The organism is Simiduia sp. 21SJ11W-1, from assembly GCF_024138675.1.
Classification (GTDB): domain Bacteria; phylum Pseudomonadota; class Gammaproteobacteria; order Pseudomonadales; family Cellvibrionaceae; genus Simiduia.
This window is the reverse complement of sequence record NZ_CP090959.1, coordinates 1,687,557-1,706,148: the sequence shown is the minus strand read 5'-3', so window position 1 is coordinate 1,706,148 and position 18,592 is coordinate 1,687,557. Positions and strand designations below refer to the sequence as shown.

At 54.8% G+C, this 18,592-nt stretch carries 12 protein-coding genes; 8 read left to right on the top strand and 4 right to left on the bottom strand.

All coding sequences use genetic code 11. The annotated features are described in order from the left end of the window. Positions 1–78: 78 nt before the first annotated feature. Positions 79–1,443 carry a pyridoxal phosphate-dependent aminotransferase gene (locus tag L1F30_RS07485; RefSeq protein WP_253361249.1) on the top strand — a complete coding sequence of 455 codons (1,365 nt, stop codon included), beginning with the start codon at positions 79–81 and terminating at the stop codon, positions 1,441–1,443. 96 nt (positions 1,444–1,539) lie between these two features. Here L1F30_RS07485 and rlmKL read toward each other — a convergent pair whose 3' ends face one another. Further along, positions 1,540–3,732, bottom strand: coding sequence for a bifunctional 23S rRNA (guanine(2069)-N(7))-methyltransferase RlmK/23S rRNA (guanine(2445)-N(2))-methyltransferase RlmL (rlmKL, locus tag L1F30_RS07480; protein ID WP_253361247.1), 2,193 nt, complete (start codon positions 3,730–3,732; stop codon positions 1,540–1,542). Positions 3,733–4,510: 778 nt separating this feature from the next. Here rlmKL and rmf point away from each other — a divergent pair. Continuing rightward, on the top strand, positions 4,511–4,720 hold the full coding sequence (gene rmf, locus L1F30_RS07475) for a ribosome modulation factor (RefSeq protein WP_253361245.1): 210 nt from the start codon (positions 4,511–4,513) through the stop codon (positions 4,718–4,720). Between the two features lie 72 nt (positions 4,721–4,792). Here the strand turns inward: rmf and L1F30_RS07470 are convergent, their stop codons facing one another. The 3 genes from L1F30_RS07470 to L1F30_RS07460 form a co-directional block, all read right to left on the bottom strand. Then, positions 4,793–5,815 carry a quinone-dependent dihydroorotate dehydrogenase gene (locus L1F30_RS07470; protein ID WP_253361243.1) on the bottom strand — a complete coding sequence of 341 codons (1,023 nt, stop codon included), beginning with the start codon at positions 5,813–5,815 and terminating at the stop codon, positions 4,793–4,795. A gap of 89 nt (positions 5,816–5,904) precedes the next feature. After that, the gene (locus L1F30_RS07465; protein ID WP_253361241.1) at positions 5,905–6,126 is read right to left on the bottom strand and encodes a DUF2835 family protein; all 222 of its coding nucleotides are present in this window, start codon (positions 6,124–6,126) and stop codon (positions 5,905–5,907) included. 3 nt (positions 6,127–6,129) lie between these two features. Then, positions 6,130–11,007, bottom strand: a complete 4,878-nt coding sequence (locus L1F30_RS07460) for an NAD-glutamate dehydrogenase (protein WP_253361239.1) — start codon at positions 11,005–11,007, stop codon at positions 6,130–6,132. Positions 11,008–11,309: 302 nt separating this feature from the next. Between L1F30_RS07460 and L1F30_RS07455 the strand changes: the two genes are divergently transcribed. The 6 genes from L1F30_RS07455 to L1F30_RS07430 are packed head-to-tail and all read left to right on the top strand — an operon-like array spanning position 11,310 to position 18,592. After that, positions 11,310–12,269, top strand: coding sequence for a MoxR family ATPase (locus L1F30_RS07455; protein ID WP_253361237.1), 960 nt, complete (start codon positions 11,310–11,312; stop codon positions 12,267–12,269). After that, positions 12,269–13,207: a DUF58 domain-containing protein gene (locus L1F30_RS07450; protein ID WP_253361235.1), complete on the top strand. Its 939-nt coding sequence runs from the start codon at positions 12,269–12,271 to the stop codon at positions 13,205–13,207. Before L1F30_RS07455 ends, L1F30_RS07450 begins: the two co-directional genes overlap by 1 nt. A 3-nt stretch (positions 13,208–13,210) precedes the next feature. Then, the gene (locus L1F30_RS07445; RefSeq protein WP_253361233.1) at positions 13,211–13,723 is read left to right on the top strand and encodes a DUF4381 domain-containing protein; all 513 of its coding nucleotides are present in this window, start codon (positions 13,211–13,213) and stop codon (positions 13,721–13,723) included. Beyond that, a complete protein-coding gene (locus L1F30_RS07440) occupies positions 13,710–14,735 on the top strand; it encodes a VWA domain-containing protein (protein ID WP_253361231.1) in 1,026 nt (341 codons plus the stop codon). The genes L1F30_RS07445 and L1F30_RS07440 overlap by 14 nt, the downstream gene beginning before the upstream one ends. Further along, on the top strand, positions 14,728–16,803 hold the full coding sequence (locus tag L1F30_RS07435; RefSeq protein WP_253361229.1) for a VWA domain-containing protein: 2,076 nt from the start codon (positions 14,728–14,730) through the stop codon (positions 16,801–16,803). The genes L1F30_RS07440 and L1F30_RS07435 overlap by 8 nt, the downstream gene beginning before the upstream one ends. Then, entirely contained in the window at positions 16,790–18,592 is a 1,803-nt protein-coding gene (locus tag L1F30_RS07430) for a BatD family protein (RefSeq protein WP_253361227.1), read from the top strand. The genes L1F30_RS07435 and L1F30_RS07430 overlap by 14 nt, the downstream gene beginning before the upstream one ends.

Below are 18,592 nucleotides of genomic sequence, written 5' to 3'. Positions count from 1 at the left end.
ACCAGCGACCGCTCTCTTGAGATTTCAAGCGCCATTACGCATCATGGCGAGACTATTATCGCTGTCAGTGACCAAACCATGCATGCAACCCAACTCACCCAAGCTCCCGTGAGCGTAACCCGCGAAATGGCCGCCGCCCTGCCGAAGCTTGCGCAAATTGCCAAATCCAAGGGCCTGGCCCTACACCACCTGGGCGCTGGCTACCCGCACCCCGAGGTTACAGACCCTACGGCGTTTTTGGCCCACAAAGATGCCTACTACGCGCACCTCGGGCAAACCACGGGCACCAAAGCGGTTTTGCAGCCGCTTTACGGCTACACAGATACCCAAGGCGCACTGCGCACCCGTGAGTTGTTCGCCAACATATACGGGGCAGACTTCAAGGCAGATTTAGCGCCCGAACACCTGATTCCCACCGTTGGTTCCACCGGCGGTATCAATTTATTGTGTTCACTGTTTGAGCGCTCGGGCAACAAAGTGGCCTACATCACCGATGCCCCCACCTACGCGGGCTTCCTTGCGCGGGCCAGCCTCTACCAAAAGGCGCGCATCTATTCGGTAGAAATGGATAACGAAGGCCCGGATTGCGAGGCATTGGCCGCGCAAATCAGGCAAGCGCGCGCCGACGGCTACGACGTTGCCTTTTACTACACAGTACCCGATGGCCATAACCCCGGCGGCATATCCTTTAGCGCGCAACGGCGCCAGGAAATCATCAAGGTGCTGGCCAATGCCGATGTATTATTGGTTGAGGATGCTCCTTACAGCTATATCAATTTTGAAGCACCCGAGGCGCGCCCCCTGCCCTTCATAAGCCTGGCGCCCGAGCAAACAGTACACCTGTTTACCGCCTCTAAAATTGGCCTGCCGGGCCCGCGCATCGGATTCATTTATACCGAGGCCACACTCACCATTGCAGGCGGTGCCAAGGTGCCGCTCACCCAGCTGCTAATGACCGAAGCCAGTGCAGACTTTTTAATGCACAACCCAGAGGCACTCTGTGGCTTTGAATCGTTTTTGCTGGATGATCAATTTAAACCGCGCGAAAGCCTGTGGCCGGTAGCCGAAGAAAAAATCCGTGTGTACCGGGAAAATCGTGAAATACTGCTTTCAACGCTTGCAGAAAAATTGGGGGATACACCAGAGCTATTTGGCTGGACCACACCGGGCGCCGGTTTTTTCTCGGTCTTTACCCTAAACCACCCAAGCATTCGCTGCGATAAGGCCTTTACCGAGCGTTTAGTGGCCGAATACGGGGTAGTTACCATCCCTACTTTCAGCTTTTTTCCGGCCGATGCACGCGTGCGCAACCCCAAGGCGGGGCTCAACCAACTGCGGCTGTCTTTTTGTTATAGCGAAGGCACAGGTGCCGCAAGGCGCGCTGAACTTGGCGCAGCAAGCCAGGCCTTTGCCCGCGCCATACGCACCGAGTGCGGCCTGTAGCAATCATTAGTAGCGCCCGCTAAAAAACATAAAAAAAGCGCCACCGGCATCTGCCTTTGGCGCTTTAGCTTAAACCACACAGAAATATTAACAATCTCAATCGCGATGCGTGATTTTCCAGCACTGGTGTATTTTGCTGTTGCGCTGAAAATCCTTATCCAGCGTTTGAGGGGAAATATTTTCTACGTTGTAGCGCGCCTGCACACTTTCATCCAGCACGAAAGTGCGTAGATTGTTTGAAAAGTACAAGGTACCGCTGGCGGCTAATAGCCGCATGGCATCGTCGATTAGCTGCCCATGATCACGCTGCACATCCAATACGCCATCCATACGCTTGGAATTGGAAAAGCTCGGCGGGTCTAACATGATCAGATCGTATTCGCCTTCTGCCGTGCGAAGCCACTGCATGCAATCGGCCTGCTCCAGGCGGTTTTTCTGTTCGCCCAAACCATTTTCTGCGAAATTTTTGCGCGCCCAATCCAGATAAGTGCGCGACATATCCACACTCAGCGTGTACTTGGCACCCGCCACAGCTGCGTGCACGCTGGCGCTTGCGGTGTAACAGAATAAATTCAGAAAACGTTTGTTGCGCGCCTCGCTGGCAATGCGCAACCTCAGTGGGCGATGATCCAAAAACAGGCCGCTATCGAGGTACTGCCACACATCCACCAACAACTTCACCTGCCCTTCACGCACACTGATGGGCTCGCGCTTGGTGCGCACAGATAACTTCTCGTATTGGCTACTTCCGCTATTGCGACGCCGCTGCTTATAGCTGACATCGGCGGGGTCTACCCCCAAGGCCACGGGAATTGCCGCTTTTATATCATCAAAACGGCGCTTGGCTGCGCGCTCATCCACACTGCTGGGCGCGGCGTATTCCTGCACATGTACCAAGGGGCCATACACATCAATAGCGACGGCGTATTCGGGCATGTCGGCATCGTATAAGCGGTAGCATTCAATGGATTCTTTTTTCAGCCATTTCGCCAACTGCTTTTGATTTTTCTTTAAGCGGTTGGCAAACATTTCCGCACCGGCACTCAACGTGACCTCTGCGGGCACATAGGCGCGGCGCTCTAGGCTCTGGGCTTCACGGGCGGCGGCAAGTGCCTGCTCGTCGCGCGCATGCACATCAAACAGTAATAACTCGCTTTCCAGGGTGCCATTATAGAGCTTGTATTTTTTATGGGCCTTCATACCCAGCTCATGGCACAGGGCCGGGTTGCCGGTAAAAATTGCCAACTGCCAACCGCCGAAAGATTCACGCATGCGATCGCCTAAGTAGCGATACAAATATGCCAGCGCATCGGCATCGCCCAGGCGCTCACCGTAGGGCGGATTGGTCACCACCATGCCCGCCTCCAGCTGCTTATGGGTGGGCTGGGTAAAATCTTTGAGCTCTTTGCGACTGAGCCTCACCCAGTGATCGAGCTTGGCGGTGAGCACATTTGCCTCGGCCGCGCGAATAACGTGCACATCGGCATCGTATCCGCGAATTTCAGGCAGGGGCTTGGCAAGGCCTGCACGCTTTCGTTCACGGGCCTCTTCACGCAGCGACAGCCACAAATCGTTCTGGTGTTGCAGCCAGCGCTCAAAGCCAAAACGCGGGCGCAATAGGCCCGGCGCAATGTCTGCGGCCATTAGCGCGGCTTCAATCAACAAGGTGCCAGAGCCGCACATCGGGTCTATTAAGGCGCCCCCCTTGGCCGCCACTGCAGGCCAGCCTGCACGCAACAACACAGCCGCGGCCAGGTTTTCTTTCAAGGGCGCGGCCCCCTGCTTCAGGCGGTAGCCCCGGCGGTGCAGGCTTTCACCGGAGAGATCCAGGCTCACGGTTGCGCGCCCGCGCGATAACCGCACGTTAACCCGCAAATCGGGGTTTTGCTTTGCAATAGAGGGCCGCTCGCCAGTGGCCGTGCGCAACGCATCCACAATGGCATCTTTGGTTTTAAGGGCGCCGAACTGGGTATTGCGAATGGCAAAGCTGCTGCCCGAGAAATCCACCACAAAGGTGGACGACGGGCTCACGTGCTCCGCCCACGGCACCGCCGCCACACCATCGTATAAATCCTGATCGCTGGACACAGAAAACTGGTTGAGTGGCAGTAGAATTTTGTTGGCCAGACGGCTCCACAAGCACGCGCGATAGCCAAGGCTAAGCTCCCCTGTGAAATACACACCCGCCACCGTTTCACGCAGGGTTTCGGCGCCCAGCGCCTGAAGCTCTGTAAACAGCAGGTTTTCCAGGCCTTTTGGGCAGGTGGCAAAAAAATCATATTTGGTCATAACGGGAGTTCCCACCTCAAAACGTGCGTATTCGCACCCATTTCGGCATAAATTCAGATATTTGGGCTAGTATTTAGGTGTAATTATCATAAAACCTTCACAATATAGCCTTGAACAATAATAGGCTGTGAACATAGAAGATTTTATTCATTCACAAGCAGAACCGATTTTGGTGTACTGATCATCCGCCCACAAAGGGCGCTATTGTAACGGGTAAAATCCCGCTTGGCCTGCATAGCGCAGGTATAAAACACATTGGGGCCTTTGCACGATTCCACCTTACTTACCTGCTGGAATTGCCCTACGCTCATTAAGGACCCGCCAGAGCCCCAGGCTTTGGCCCAAATAGTCATCCTCAATACCTGTGTAGGGATACCAACGGGATTGGGGCCGGGTGATACAGGGTGCGCTAGTCACGCTGTTCACTATGAAGCACAAGCCAGCTGCACAGGCCTATGGCCCTGTGCCTCAGCGGGCCTTGATGCTTGCACACCCACGGCCGGCGGGCGAGCCCGCCGGCTACCGTTACGCTCATGCGGTAGGCCGTACAAGGTATTGGCCGGTAAAACTAGGCAACAGGCAGAAGGAAAGTAAACTTGCACAGCCCAAAACAACCTGCGAAAAACACAGCCCTTGCCCTGCCCGCTGGAGCGCCAGACATTCATTGCTAATCCATCCCACACACTAACCTGAGAGGCCTGAAATCGCCGTCACTTCGGTGACTGCAACATTGTTCGGTAACGAGTTTGAAATAGTAAACAGCCAAGGTGCTTTATTTATGAAAAGACAAAAACGTAACCAGATCGAATTGGCATTCAACAAAGGATACATGGCAGCAATTAGAGGTCGGTCCCGCGATCTCTGCCCTCACCAGCAAGGCGCAGCCCGGCAAGAGTGGCTAAGCGGCTGGCGCGAAGCGCGGGAAGATCATTGGAATGGTTACAATATGGCGGCGTGCGCACAAAAGCTTAGCAACCTCGCCTCTTAAACTTATGCAAAGTCATTTATGCTAAGTAAAAGGCAGCGCAATGCGCTGCCTTTTTTTGCGTTAAAAAACGCGTTATTTTGCCAAGGAATCTATGGCGTCTACGGCTTCGGCAATGAGCTCTGGGCCGCGATAAATAAACCCACTGTACATTTGCACAAGTGACGCACCCGCCTGAATTTTCTCCGCGGCATCTTCACCACTGCAAATACCGCCCACGCCAATAATAGGCACCTCCCCTTTAAGCTCTGCACTTAACAGGCGAATAATTTCTGTGGCCTTTTCGCGCACTGGCGCGCCACTCAACCCGCCTGCCTCATCGGCGTGCTCACAGCCTTGCACCAATTCTCGTGAAAGCGTGGTGTTGGTGGCAATCACGGCGTCCATCTCGGCACCACAAATGGCATTCGCCACCTGTTCTGCTTCATCAATGGTGAGATCTGGCGCAACCTTAATGGCAAGGGGTACGTATTTACCCACCACTTGCGCCTGTTTGGCCTGCTCTTCTTTTACCACATCCAGCAATTGTTTGAGGCTTTCGCCGTACTGCAAACTTCTAAGCCCCGGGGTATTGGGCGAAGAAATATTTACCGTAATGTAATCGGCATAGGGGTAAACCTTGGCCATGGCAATTTGGTAATCTTCAAAGGCCTTTTCCACTGGCGTGTCAAAGTTCTTGCCGATGTTAATACCCAAAATGCCGTCGAACCGGCGCCGTTTGACTTGCCGTACCAGGTGATCAACACCCTTGTTGTTAAAACCCATGCGATTGATGATGGCCTGCTGCTCGGGCAAACGGAACAGCCGCGGCTTGGGGTTGCCCGGCTGCGGGCGCGGGGTAATGGTGCCAATTTCCACATGGCCAAAGCCCAAACGCCCCAGCGCATTGAAGTAGTCGCCATTTTTATCAAGGCCTGCGGCCAAGCCCACGGCGTTGGGGAAGGTTAACCCCATTAGCTCCACAGGCCGCCCGTGTACTTCAGGCGCCATAAATCCCAAGAGCTTCAAGCGCTCACAGGCCCCCAGCATATCCAGGGAGAAGTGGTGGGCTGTTTCCGGGTTAAGGGCAAATAACAGGGGTTTGGCAATGGCGTACATGGAGGCTTCCCATCAGGTGTGTTCTGGCGGGCAAGGATACTGGAAAGCGCGCAGCCATGCACCCGTACAGGCAAATGCCGCACGGGGGCTTACAAAGGGCGAACGGCGATCAATCGGTTGGCATCGTCAAACTCTATGGCAAAACGCCCATACACGCCTTTGTCGGTCACCAGGCGTCTTAGCGCGTCAGCGGGGAAGCGAATGCGGCGGCCATCTACCGCCACAGCCGACACCACCCGCGCGCTGCCCCGGTACAACCGGAGCAGCTCATCACGGCTAATGGCTAACTGCACCTCAACCTGGCCGCCCATAGCTTATTGGCTGAACTGACTCGCCTGTGCCAAATCCAGCAATTCACGCAACGCCACAGAGAAAATGGCGTAATCGGTGCCAGTTGCACCACGCAAATCGGCAATCATGGAACGCCAGCGATCCACCAGCACCTTGTGGCGGTCTGCCCAGATGGCCAGGGCCGCTTCAATGCTTTGATCTTTTTCCAGCAAGCGAATCAGCGAAACCGTGATGCAACGCAGCTGCGAATCCAGATCATCCAGGAAGGCTTCACGGGCCATGGATTGCCAGTAGTTCTCAACTTTTACGTTAGAGATCTCATCGGCAAACCAATCCAGCCCCAAAAAGTCGCTGGCGGCCATTTGAATTTCCGCAACGCGCAGAATATCGGTTTTAGACTGCACGGCGGCCTCTACCATACTCAAACCTGGCGCCACGTTGATGGGAATGGCCGCTCGTGCTGCCACCGGCTCCGGTACGCCGGCGGCAATCAGGCGCCTGGATTCCGCCTCCCACTGCTTTCTGGGTTCGCCGCGAATCATGTCGGGCAGCGCAATACGCAACTTGGTGAGCGGCGCACGGAAAGCTTTAACTTCGGTGGCCACATCCAGGTTGGTGCGACGGTTGCGCAAGAACCAGCGCGATGCCCGGCGGATGCGTCGCATCATGCGGCTCATGATGTCCAGTTGCAGCTGGGCATCCACCTTGTAGTCGAGCGCTTCAATGTCGCGCCAGAAGGCATCCAGCTCGTAAATATCGCGCGCCGCCACATAGGCTTTGGCCACTTCGGCGGGGTTGCTGCCGGTGGATTCCATCTGCCGCTGACAAAAATTAATGCCCATGATGTTAACCATGTCGTTAGCAAGCTGGGTGGCAATAATTTCACTGCGCAAGCGGTGGCTGTACACCTGCTCTTTGTAACGCTTGCGCACCTCGGCGGGAAACGCCGTTTCCACAATAGAGGCTATGTAGGCATCATCGGTGATGGCGGGCACATCCAGCTCTTCTTTGAGCTGCACCTTTGCATAAGACACCAACACAGAAAGCTCGGGCCGGGTGAGCGATTTACCCTGGGATTGGCGATCTACCAGAACATCATCGGGCGGTAGAAACTCAAGCGCACGATTCAGGCGCCCACTGGCCTCCAAGGCATTAATAAACCGGCGATATTCCCCTACCCGCTGGCGCGATTGAAACTGGGCAATACTAATGGCCTGGGTTTGCCGGTAGTTGTTGTAGAGCACTAAATCGGCCACATCATCGGTCATTTCACCCAACAAGCTATTGCGCTGCTTCTCGGTGAGATTGCCGCCAGACACCACTTCATTGAGCAAAATCTTGATATTTACTTCGTGGTCTGAGCAGTCAACACCGGCGGCGTTATCGATAAAGTCTGTGTTACAGGCACCGCCGGCCAGCGAAAACTCAATACGCCCGAGCTGGGTCATACCCAGATTGCCGCCCTCACCAAACACCTTACAGCGCAGATCACGGCCATTTACCCGCAGCGCATCGTTGGCTTTATCGCCCACCTGCGCGTGGCTTTCTTGGGTTGATTTCACATAGGTGCCAATGCCGCCGTTCCAAATCAAATCTACTGGCGCTTTCAGCAAGGCGGAAATCAAATCTGTTGGGGTAAGCTTATCCTCTTTAATAGCGAAAGCTTTTTTCATCTCAGGGCTTATGGGAATAGATTTCGCAGAGCGCTCGAAAATCCCGCCACCTTTGGAGATGAGTTTTTGGTTGTAGTCTGTCCAACTGCTGCGTGGTAACTCAAATAACCGCTTGCGCTCTTTAAATGATTTAGCGGAATCCGGCGTTGGATCAATAAAAATGTGTAAATGGTTAAAGCCCGCCACCAGGCAAATATGCTCAGACATCAACATGCCGTTGCCGAACACATCGCCTGCCATATCACCGATACCAATCACGGTGAAATCCGTCGTTTGTGTGTTTAACCCCTTCTCCATAAAGTGGCGCTTAACACCCACCCAGGCGCCGCGCGCGGTAATACCCATACCTTTGTGGTCGTAACCTTGGCTTCCGCCCGAGGCAAAGGCATCACCTAACCAGTGGTTGTATTCCTTGGAAATGCCGTTGGCAATATCAGAGAAGGTGGCCGTGCCTTTATCAGCGGCCACTACCAGGTAGGGGTCGTCGCTGTCGTGGCGCACCACAGATTTCGGTGGCACCACGGCGCCATCAATCAGGTTATCGGTAACATCCAAAAGGCCGCGAATAAATATTTTGTAACATTCAATGCCTTCTTTCTGGATGGCCTCGCGGTCGCCGCCCTTGGGGCGCTGCTTGGAAACAAACCCGCCCTTGGCGCCGTTGGGCACAATCACGGCGTTTTTCACTTGCTGCGCTTTAACCAGGCCCAACACTTCGGTGCGATAATCTTGCAAGCGATCAGACCAACGCAAACCACCGCGCGCAACTGCACCGCCACGCAAATGCACACCTTCTACTCTGGGCGAGTACACAAAAATTTCAAACAGCGGGCGCGGCTCCGGAATTTCTGGAATTGAGCGCGGGCTGAACTTGATGGATATGTAATCTTTGTGCTCACCATCGCTGCCCTTCTGGAAAAAGTTGGTGCGCAGGCTACCGTTTAGCATATCCAGATAACGGCGAATAATGCGATCTTCGTTGAGGTTATCGACATTATCCAGGCTTGTGAGAATCTCGGTTTCCAATTGTTTAATTCGGCTAACAGCGGTTTCAGAGCCGTCGTTTTCTGCCGGATCAAACTTGGCCTTGAACATCGCCACCAAATTGCGGGTAATGGCCATGTGATTTGCCAGGGTATTGGCTATGTATGTCTGGCTGAAATTAAAGGTCGTCTGCTTCATGTAGCGCGCGTAAATACGCAAAATCGCCACTTCGCGCCACTCAAGCGATGCCCCTAACACCAACTGGTTAAAGCTGTCGTTTTCGGTACGTCCGCCCCATACGGCAGCAAAGGCTTCCTGAAACAAATGCCGCGCAGAATGCACGTCAATGTCGGCTGGCAAGTCATAGACCAGCTCGAAATCGTGCATCCAATAGCGATCTTCGCCCACATCAATGCGGTAAGGGTGCTCGCCAATAACCCGCATGCCCATGCGCTCAAGCACCGGAATACCGTCTGACAACTCAAGGGTGGTGTTGCGCTGAAACACCTTAAACCTGAAGGAGTTTTTCTCAACGCCCACAGGCTGGTAAAAGCTCATCCCCAGGGCATCGGGGCCTATGATATTGCCCATGGTTTCAATATCAAACACCGCAGCCCGCGCATCGAAGTGTTCGCGATAGGCGCTGCTAAAGGCGTGCTGGTAACTTTTAAACAAGCGCGCACCCTTTTCTTCACCGTGATTTTCTACCAGTGCAGCGTGCAGATGATCTTCCCAGGTGCGGGTGATATCTATAATTTTTTCTTGCAGCTTGCGCACGTCATATTCAATGGGTTTGCTTGGATCTACCCGAAACACCAGGTGCACGCGCGCAAGAATAGATTCGGAAAAATAAGTGGTGAATTCACACTCTTTGGCGTTAATGGATTTACTGATTAACTCCTGAATTTTAAGGCGTATGGCTGTGCTGAAAATATCGCGCGGCACATACAAAAGTGCGTTTACAAATTTGCCGTAGGGATCGCGGCGCATAAACAGCTTTACGCGGTAGCGCTCATTAATGCGCATTACCCCAACAGAGGTTTCAAACAGCTCAGAGCCACTGCTTTGGAATAGCTCATCGCGCGGGAAAGTCTCAAGCGTTTGTTTTAGGGCTTTACAGTCGTGGCTTTGCGGATCTAAATCGGCACGTTCGATTACCTGCTCGATTTTTTTGCGAATCAGTGGAATTTTAGTGGGGCTTAGGGTGTACACGGGAGAAGTGTACAGGCCCATAAACCGGCATTCGCCATCAACCTTGCCGTTTTTGTCGTAGCGCTTGACTACAACATAATCTGAATAGGCGTGGCGATGCACCCGTGAACGCACAGAAGATTTAGAGAACGCCAACACCTTTGGCGTTAAATGAAAGCGCGCCATACCGGCGTTAAAATCATCGATAACCACCGCACCGGTATCTTTAGAGTGCCGGTGGAACAGGCCCAGGCGTTTATCAGTGACCTCGCGCAGCGCCCGGGTGCCGTCTTGATCAAAAAATTCGTACTCTGAGTAGGCCATAAAGGTAAAGTGGCCATCGGCCAGCCAGCGTACGAATTCACAGCTCTCTGCCAAATCCACCACGTGCTCGCTGTCGGGAACCTTGGCCAAATTTTTACTTACCTGCCCAACGGCTGCCAGCATGGGCTTGTAATCGCGCACAACCACGTCTACATCAAGTAGAATATCCCGCAGGCTGGCCACAATTTCAGCCATTTCTTCGGCATCGGTATGCAGGTTAATTTCAAAGTAAATCAGCGCCTCTTTACCAAAGCTCACACCCTTTTTCTTAGGGGCTGCTTCATGGCGCGGCACTATCTCGGTGAGTTTCATGGCCTCATCGCGGCCAACATTGTGAATGCTGGAGTACACAGTGTGTACAGAAATGCCACGGCGATTTAGCTCCATGCGAATGGAATCCACCAAAAATGGCATGTCGCTCTGTACAACGGCCACCACCGTGTGGGGGCAAAGCCAGTGATCTTCATCCAGGCTCGGGTTGAACACCCGCACCTTCGGCTCCGGTGCCGCCGGCCGCTGGTTGATCATATTCCACCAGCCATAAACGGCGCCGTAGATATCGCTGATCTTGCGCCCTTCCAGCTCGTCTATGGGGAACTGATCGTAGTACTCCACGGCAAAGGCCTTAACCTGCTGAGCCTTCTTGCCGCTGAGGCGCTCCTCAATGAGTGCCGATAGCTGGCTTATAAACGCGTCTTTGTTGTCAGCCGCAACCAAACTTGTATCCACGTAATATCTCCGAAGAACGCCCCGCGTTCCGTTATGCACCGATAGTGGCAAGCGCAGCCTGCCGTCCTTTTGTGTAGTTTCAGGCAATTTACGCTCTATTCAGTTCAACCGGGCCCTCTTGTCGGGCAAAAAGTAGCCAACGTCGCCGAACTGTACAAAGCATAGACCAATCGCACCAAAAACAGCCCTTGTATCAACTCATTGTGCCCCCAAATAAAGAACCAACGCGTGATATTGCTGTCTATGACTCGGTCTAGTAACTGCAATCCTTCTTTTTGACAGGTATAACGAACAACAATCCTATGACCACACAAGCACAAGTCTCACAATTGAAAGACTGGTTGAATGCCCAAATAGTTGGCCAGAACGACCTGATTGAACGTCTACTTATTGCGCTTTTGGCCGATGGCCACTTGCTGGTTGAAGGTGCCCCGGGCCTTGCAAAAACCAAGGCTATCAAACAGCTGGCCAAAGGTGTTGAGGGCAGCTTCCACCGGGTGCAGTTCACTCCCGATTTGCTGCCTGCCGATGTCACCGGCACAGACATCTACCGCGCAGAAACCGCCACCTTTGAGTTCCAGCAAGGGCCGGTGTTTCACAACCTGGTACTGGCCGATGAAATCAATCGTGCGCCGGCCAAGGTGCAATCGGCACTTTTGGAGGCCATGGCCGAGCGCCAAATTACTGTGGGCCGCAACACCTACCCGCTGCCCACCCTGTTTTTGGTTATGGCCACACAAAACCCCATTGAGCAAGAAGGCACCTACCCCCTGCCAGAGGCGCAACTCGATCGCTTCTTGCTGCACGTAAAGGTGGGCTACCCGTCGGTTGAGGCCGAAAAGGCCATATTAAAACTGGTGCGCGAAGAAAATTTGAATCAATCAAGCGAGCCGCCGGCGCCGCTTAGCCAGGCCCAGCTGCTGGCCGCGCGCAAGGAAATACTGGGGCTGCATGTCTCGGAGGCCATTGAGGATTACATAGTGCATTTAATAGATGCCACCCGCCACCCGGCCAAGTACAACAATGAGTTGGCCGGGTGGCTGGAATATGGCGCAAGCCCTCGCGCAACACTTGCGCTTGAGCGCGTTGCGCGTACCCACGCCTGGCTGAACGGCCGAGATTTTGTGACCCCCGCAGACGTACAAGCCCTAGTGCCCGATGTGTTGCGCCATCGCTTACTGCTTACCTTTGAAGCAGAGGCCAGCGGGGTAAATGTAGACCAGGTAATAGAAAAGCTGTTGGACGTTGTAGCCGTTAGCTGATGAACGACTTCCTGCAACCGAAAGGCCCCTACACAGACCTTCGCGCCCTGGTGCAAACCCGGCTGGCGGCGAAGGACTTATCGCTGCCAGCCAAAGCCCGCAGCCAAAGCCTGCTGCACGGCGCCAGGCGCACCCACTTTCGTGGGCGCGGCATGGAGTTTGCCGAAATTCGGGCCTACCAACCCGGCGATGATGTGCGCACTATCGATTGGCGCGTAACCGCCAGGGCACAAAAGCCTTTTACCAAGCTCTACAGTGAAGAGCGGGAAAAACCGGTATTTTTGTTGGTAGACCAGCGCGCCAGCATGTTCTTTGGCAGCCGGCAGTGTTTTAAATCTGTGTACGCCGCGCACCTGGCCTGCCTGCTGGGCTGGGCGGCAAGCCAGGCCGGCGATCGCATTGGCGCAATGCTCGCCCATGCAAGCGGCATTACAGATTTGCGCCCCAAGGGCCGCCAGCACGCCATGCTCAACATGATTAACCAGCTGCACACCTGCAACCATGCCCTCACCCAACCTTTCGGCCTGGCCGAAGAAGTGAGCCTTGGCAACCAGCTAAGCCAGTGTGCGCGCGCGCTGAAACCCGGTACTACCTTGGCGATTATCAGCGACTTTTCCGATTGGACGCCCGCCGCCGAGCGCCAGTTGTCGCTTATCGGCCGGCACAATGATGTGCTGCTGATTCACCTGTACGATCAACTGGAAGCGCAACCGCCGGCAGACAGCCGGCTGGCCATCAGCAACGGCACGCAGCGCCTGCAACTCAACGCGCCACAGGCAGCCGCCATTAGCCGGGCATTTGGCCAGCGCTGCCAATCTCTGGAAGCCAGCGCTCGTAAACTCGGTTTAAGCTTTTACAGCCTGGAAATCTCTACCCCGCTGTTGCCTTGGTTGATACAACACTTCGGCCGTAACCGCGCTACCCGGGGAGCCCGCTGACCCATGCAAACCAATGAACTCCCCATTAAAGACATTCACCTGCCCGCCGAGGTGGGGGGTTGGCCACCCGCCCCTGGCTGGTGGCTGCTGGGTTTAATACTTTTGTTGCTAATTGCGCTCGGCTTTTGGAAGTACCAACAAAGGCGCCAGGTAACGGCTGCGCGCAATGCCTTGTTAATGCAGGCGCAGGCGGAATTGGCGAGAGCCTATTCCCACTACCAACGCCACAACAACGCCCAACAACTCGCGCAAGCCCTGAATGCATTGCTGCGGCGCGCGGCTCTCAGCCGTGGTGAGCCGCAGGCCATTCACCTCACAGATAAAGCCTGGCTCACGTTTATTAATAGCCGCGCGCAGGGTTCAGGCACACAGTGTGAACACATGGGCCAAATGCTATTGGTGCAAGCCTATCAACCGGGCAATACCTTAACGCCCGAGCAAATCGCAGCCTGTGTAGAGGCGGTTCGGCGCTGGCTCCAGCATTACCTCACGGAGGCCGTAGATGCTCAGCATTGAATGGCCCTGGCTGTTTGCCCTATTACCCCTGCCTTGGCTTGTTCGCGCATGGCTGCCCAATGCTGCACGCACAAGCCCAACGCTCGCGGTACCGGCGGCCATATTGCGCGGCGCCAATACAAACAGTGATACTCAAGCCCAACATAAAAACCGCAAAGGCCTACTGGTAATGAGTGCCATCTGGCTTTGCCTGCTAACCGCGGCCAGCAACCCCCGCTGGCAAGGCGAGCCTATAGAGCTGCCCGCAAGTGGCCGCGATTTACTGCTGGCCGTAGACATTTCAGGCTCCATGAAAACACCCGATATGCAATTCAATAACCAGTCCGTAAGCCGGCTAGTGGCGGTAAAAGCGGTGGTGCAAGAATTTGTAACACGCCGTCATGGCGACCGCCTGGGGCTGATTTTATTTGGCACCCAAGCCTATCTGCAGGCACCGCTCACCTTTGATCGCACAACCGTTGGGCGCTTATTGCAAGAGGCACAACTCGGCTTTGCCGGTGAAAACACCGCCATCGGCGATGCCATAGGCCTGGCAGTAAAAAGGCTGCGCGAACGGCCAGAAGCTTCACGGGTTATGATTCTACTCACCGATGGCGCCAACACCGCGGGCACCATCAGCCCTCGCCAAGCCGCTGAAGTGGCGGCGGCGGCCAATGTAAAAATCTACACCATAGGCCTGGGCGCCAGCCAAATGCAGGTGCCGGGCTTACTGGGTTCACAGTTTGGTGCCCGCACTGTGAACCCCTCCGTTGATTTAGATGAATCCACATTAACCCACATCGCCAAACTCACCGGCGGCCAATATTTCCGCGCCCACAACCCGCAAGAATTGCATCAAATTTACGCGCTTTTGGATGAACTGGAACCCGCAGCTCAAGATGCCGAAGTGTTCAGGCCCAGCCAGTCTCTGTTTCACTGGCCACTGGCGCTGGCATTGCTCTTAAGCATTACTGCATTGGTTTGGGCGCAGCTGGCCAACAGATTCTTTGCCTCTGAGGTGAAGCATGTTTGATCAATTTCATTTTTTAAGGCCTGTATGGCTGCTTTTATTACCGCTACTGCCGTTACTAGCCTACTGGCTAAACAAACGCACGGCGAGCGTGGCCGTCTGGCAAACCCACATAGCCCCGGCCCTGCTCAAGCAATTAAATATTGCCCATAAAGGTAAGCGGCAACTGGTGTGGCCTTTATTGGCAGGCAGTTGGGTTATTGCATGCGTTGCGCTGGCCGGGCCCGCCTGGAATAAATTGCCCACACCGGTCTTGAAAACAGACGATGCCACGGTATTTTTGCTGGATCTATCACCATCAATGCTGGCAGAAGATGTAAAACCCAGCCGGATTAAACGCGCCCAACAAAAACTCACAGATGCGCTCAATTTGCAGCGCGAAGGCCAGCGTGCGCTCATTGCCTACGCCGGCAATGCACACCTCGTTGCCCCACTAACAGACGATGCGCGCACGCTGAAAAATCTGATTCCCGCACTCACGCCCGACATCATGCCGCTCACCGGCAGTAACCTAGAGCAGGCAGTGACCCTTGCCGTTGAACAACTGAACCAGGCACACCTTGCCCGTGCCCGCATCGTGTTAATTACCGACGGCGTAGCACCGGAGGCTCTGCCTACCTTGGTTGATACGTTAAAACCAACCCCCTACCAACTGCACATTATTGGATTGGGCGATGAAACAGGTGCTCCTATTCCCCTGGGTGAGCGCGGTTTCGCCAAAGACCGCGCCGGCAATATTGTGATGGTAAAAAACGATCGCGCGCTCTTACGCCAGCTGGCTGCCAGCACCGGCGGGAGCTACCAAGACCTCACCTTTACCGATGATGATATTCGCGCACTCGCCAAGCCGCTCAGCAACACGCGTGGTGGGCGCGAGGTAGAGCGTGATTTCGACAGCTGGCGCGATGAAGGCATTTGGCTTGCGTGGCTATTGCTGCCACTTGCCGCCTACGGCTTTAGAAAAAATTTGTTTTTTCTCTTGCCCATCGCTCTTGGCACCACGCTCATGTTGCCAGAGGCTGCCCAGGCGAATAGCCCGGCCAGTGGCACCACAGAACAATCGCAAGCAGCCGAGGCCAGCCCCTTAAACTTTTGGGACAAGCTTTGGCTAAACCGCGATCAACGGGGCCAGAAAGCGCTGGAAAGTGATGCGCCGGAAGTTGCCGCCCACGAGTTTAACGACCCCCGCTGGCGAGCGGCCGCGCAATACCGGGCAAAAAACTACCCACAAGCCATTGAAACTCTGAGCAACCTCACCCAACAAGACACAGCAACCGCCGACGACTGGTACAACCTCGGCAATGCCCACGCTCAGGCAGGCGATATCGATAAAGCGATGGAAAGCTACCAGCAGGCCCTTGAACTTGCACCCGACATGAACGATGCCAAGGCAAACCTGGAATTATTGGAATCTATTAAAGAGCAACAGAATCAAAATCCCCCAGCTGACAACCCGGAAAACGAGAGCCAGCCAGGCGAGAACAACGAGGGCCAAAACCAGGAAAATCCACAGGGTGAAAACACCGACGGCGAGCAGAGCCCGGATGACTCTGGTTCACAAAACAACAGTTCACAGAACAACGGCTCACAAAACCCAGATTCACAAAACGAGCAAGCAGACCAAACCCCTCACAATCAAAAAGGTGAGCAGGAAAATCCCACTGAGTCACCCCAGGCTAACGCGGCCGATAACCCCGACCACACAGCTGACGAAAATCCGGGCAACAACCCGGAAGATCGCGAGCCACCAAACAGCGAGGCCCAATCGCAAGAACAGGGCGCACAGCCCGGGGCACCTGAAGATTCACTGGCAGAATCGCCCTATAGCAATAACCCGCCTGAAACCGGGCAAGCAGGCGAGCCACAGGGCGAAACATACGGGCGCCCGGATGCACTTGATCACCTGAGTCCGGAAGAGCGCCAGGCCATGGAGCAATGGCTACGTCAGGTAGAAGATGATCCCTCAGGCCTGTTGCGCCGAAAATTTGAATACGAATACAGAGAGCGCCGCCGAGCCATTAAACGCGGCGAATGGCAAGCACCGGAGAATGATGCCCATGAACGTTGGTAAAACCCTGCCTGTTTTTAATGGCTACCCGGCAGGAAATACAGCCCGTACACTGTGGCTGTTAACTGTGCTGATACTGGTGCAACTTGCCCTTAGCCCCTGGGCGCAAGCCCAAGACATCAGCGCGCGGGTAGATCGCGCGCAACTGAGCCTGGATGAAACGCTCGCGCTGCAAGTGCGCGTATCACCGCAAAGCAATACAGCACCGGATTTCAGCCAACTGGAAAAACAGTTTGATATTTTAGGGCAAACCCAAAGTAGCCAGTACCGCAATATCAACGGCCAAATTGAAGCCTTTACCGAGTGGCAACTCACCCTTGCACCCAAGGCCCAAGGCCAACTGGTTATCCCCTCATTTGAATACATGGGCAATTACAGCAACGCCATTTTAATTGATGTGTCCGCGGCACCGGCGGCTGGCGATACGCGCGCTGATGTGTATCTGGATTTATCGGTTGATAACGCAACACCCTATGTGCAAGAGCAGGTGATTGTCAGCTTGAAACTCGCCACCGCCATCCCCCTGCGCATTCAGGATGCATCCAATCTTTCACTTCCCGATGCCCTGCTGGTAAACCTTGACGACACCCAATATCAAAAGCGCGTGGGCGAAAAACTCTACACCATAAAAGAATGGCGCTACGCGCTCTTCCCACAAAAAAGCGGGCGTTTGGAAATACCGCAACAAGTGTTTACCGTAGCAACAGGCAGCGACAGAAGCTGGAACAACCCGTTTCAATACAGCACAGGCGCAACCAAACGCCTGCGCTCGAAAGCCCTCACCCTTGAGGTGCAGCCACAACCGGCCAATTACCAAGGCGAACACTGGTTGCCTGCCCAACAGCTGTCGCTGTCTGAATCCTGGAGCGAGGGCAACACTCAATGGACTGTGGGCGAACCCATTAACCGCCATATTATTATTTCGGCCCAAGGGCTTACGGAAAACCAGATACCCAGCCTTGCACTCAAAGCACCCCGGGGGCTGAAATATTACCAAGAACCCACAGAGCGCAACGACCAAACAAGCAGCGATGGCTTGACGGCCACAGTTGCAGAAAGCCTTGCCATTGTGCCCACGCAGGCCGGCAGGTTTACCCTGCCTGAAGTGACACTCAGCTGGTGGAACCTGAACACCCAACAAATGGAAACCGCCCGCTTGCCCGCGCGCACCGTTGAAGTGGCCAACAACCCGGCACTGGCAAACAGCGCACCCCATGATGGCCAGGCCCAACCTCACAGAGAGCCACAAGCTGCCTCTGATAGCCCCACCGAAGCTGATGACGAAACACAGCCGAACCCGCCCTTAGCCGCACCCAATGCTGCAACACAACAGCCACCAAACCCATGGTTTTGGCTAACGCTTGCACTGGCAGCCACCAATATTGCAACCCTGTGTGGGCTTATTTGGCTATGGGCGCGAGCGCCAAAAGAGGGCCTTGCAGCACCGGATGATACAACCAGCGCGCCGGCACCCGGCGCGCCTGTGACCGAGCTTGAGCGCCTGTGCAGCCAACCCATGACGCCCGCCAATGCAACTGCTATTCTTCGCTGGCTAAATCGTTGGTCTGAACCACTGGGCAAAGCGCCCCTGGCTAAAAGGCTCGGCCACTACCCTGCACTGGTTGCGCAAATTAACGCGCTTGAAGCCATGGCCTACGGCGCGCACAGTCATTTTGCAGGCGAAATTAGCAGCCTGCTTGCCGAGGTGCGTGCGGCTAATCCGGTGAGTGCGGCAACCGATAAGCAAAAAGAGAATCAGCCACTAAAACCCCTCTACCCGGAACAGGTTTAA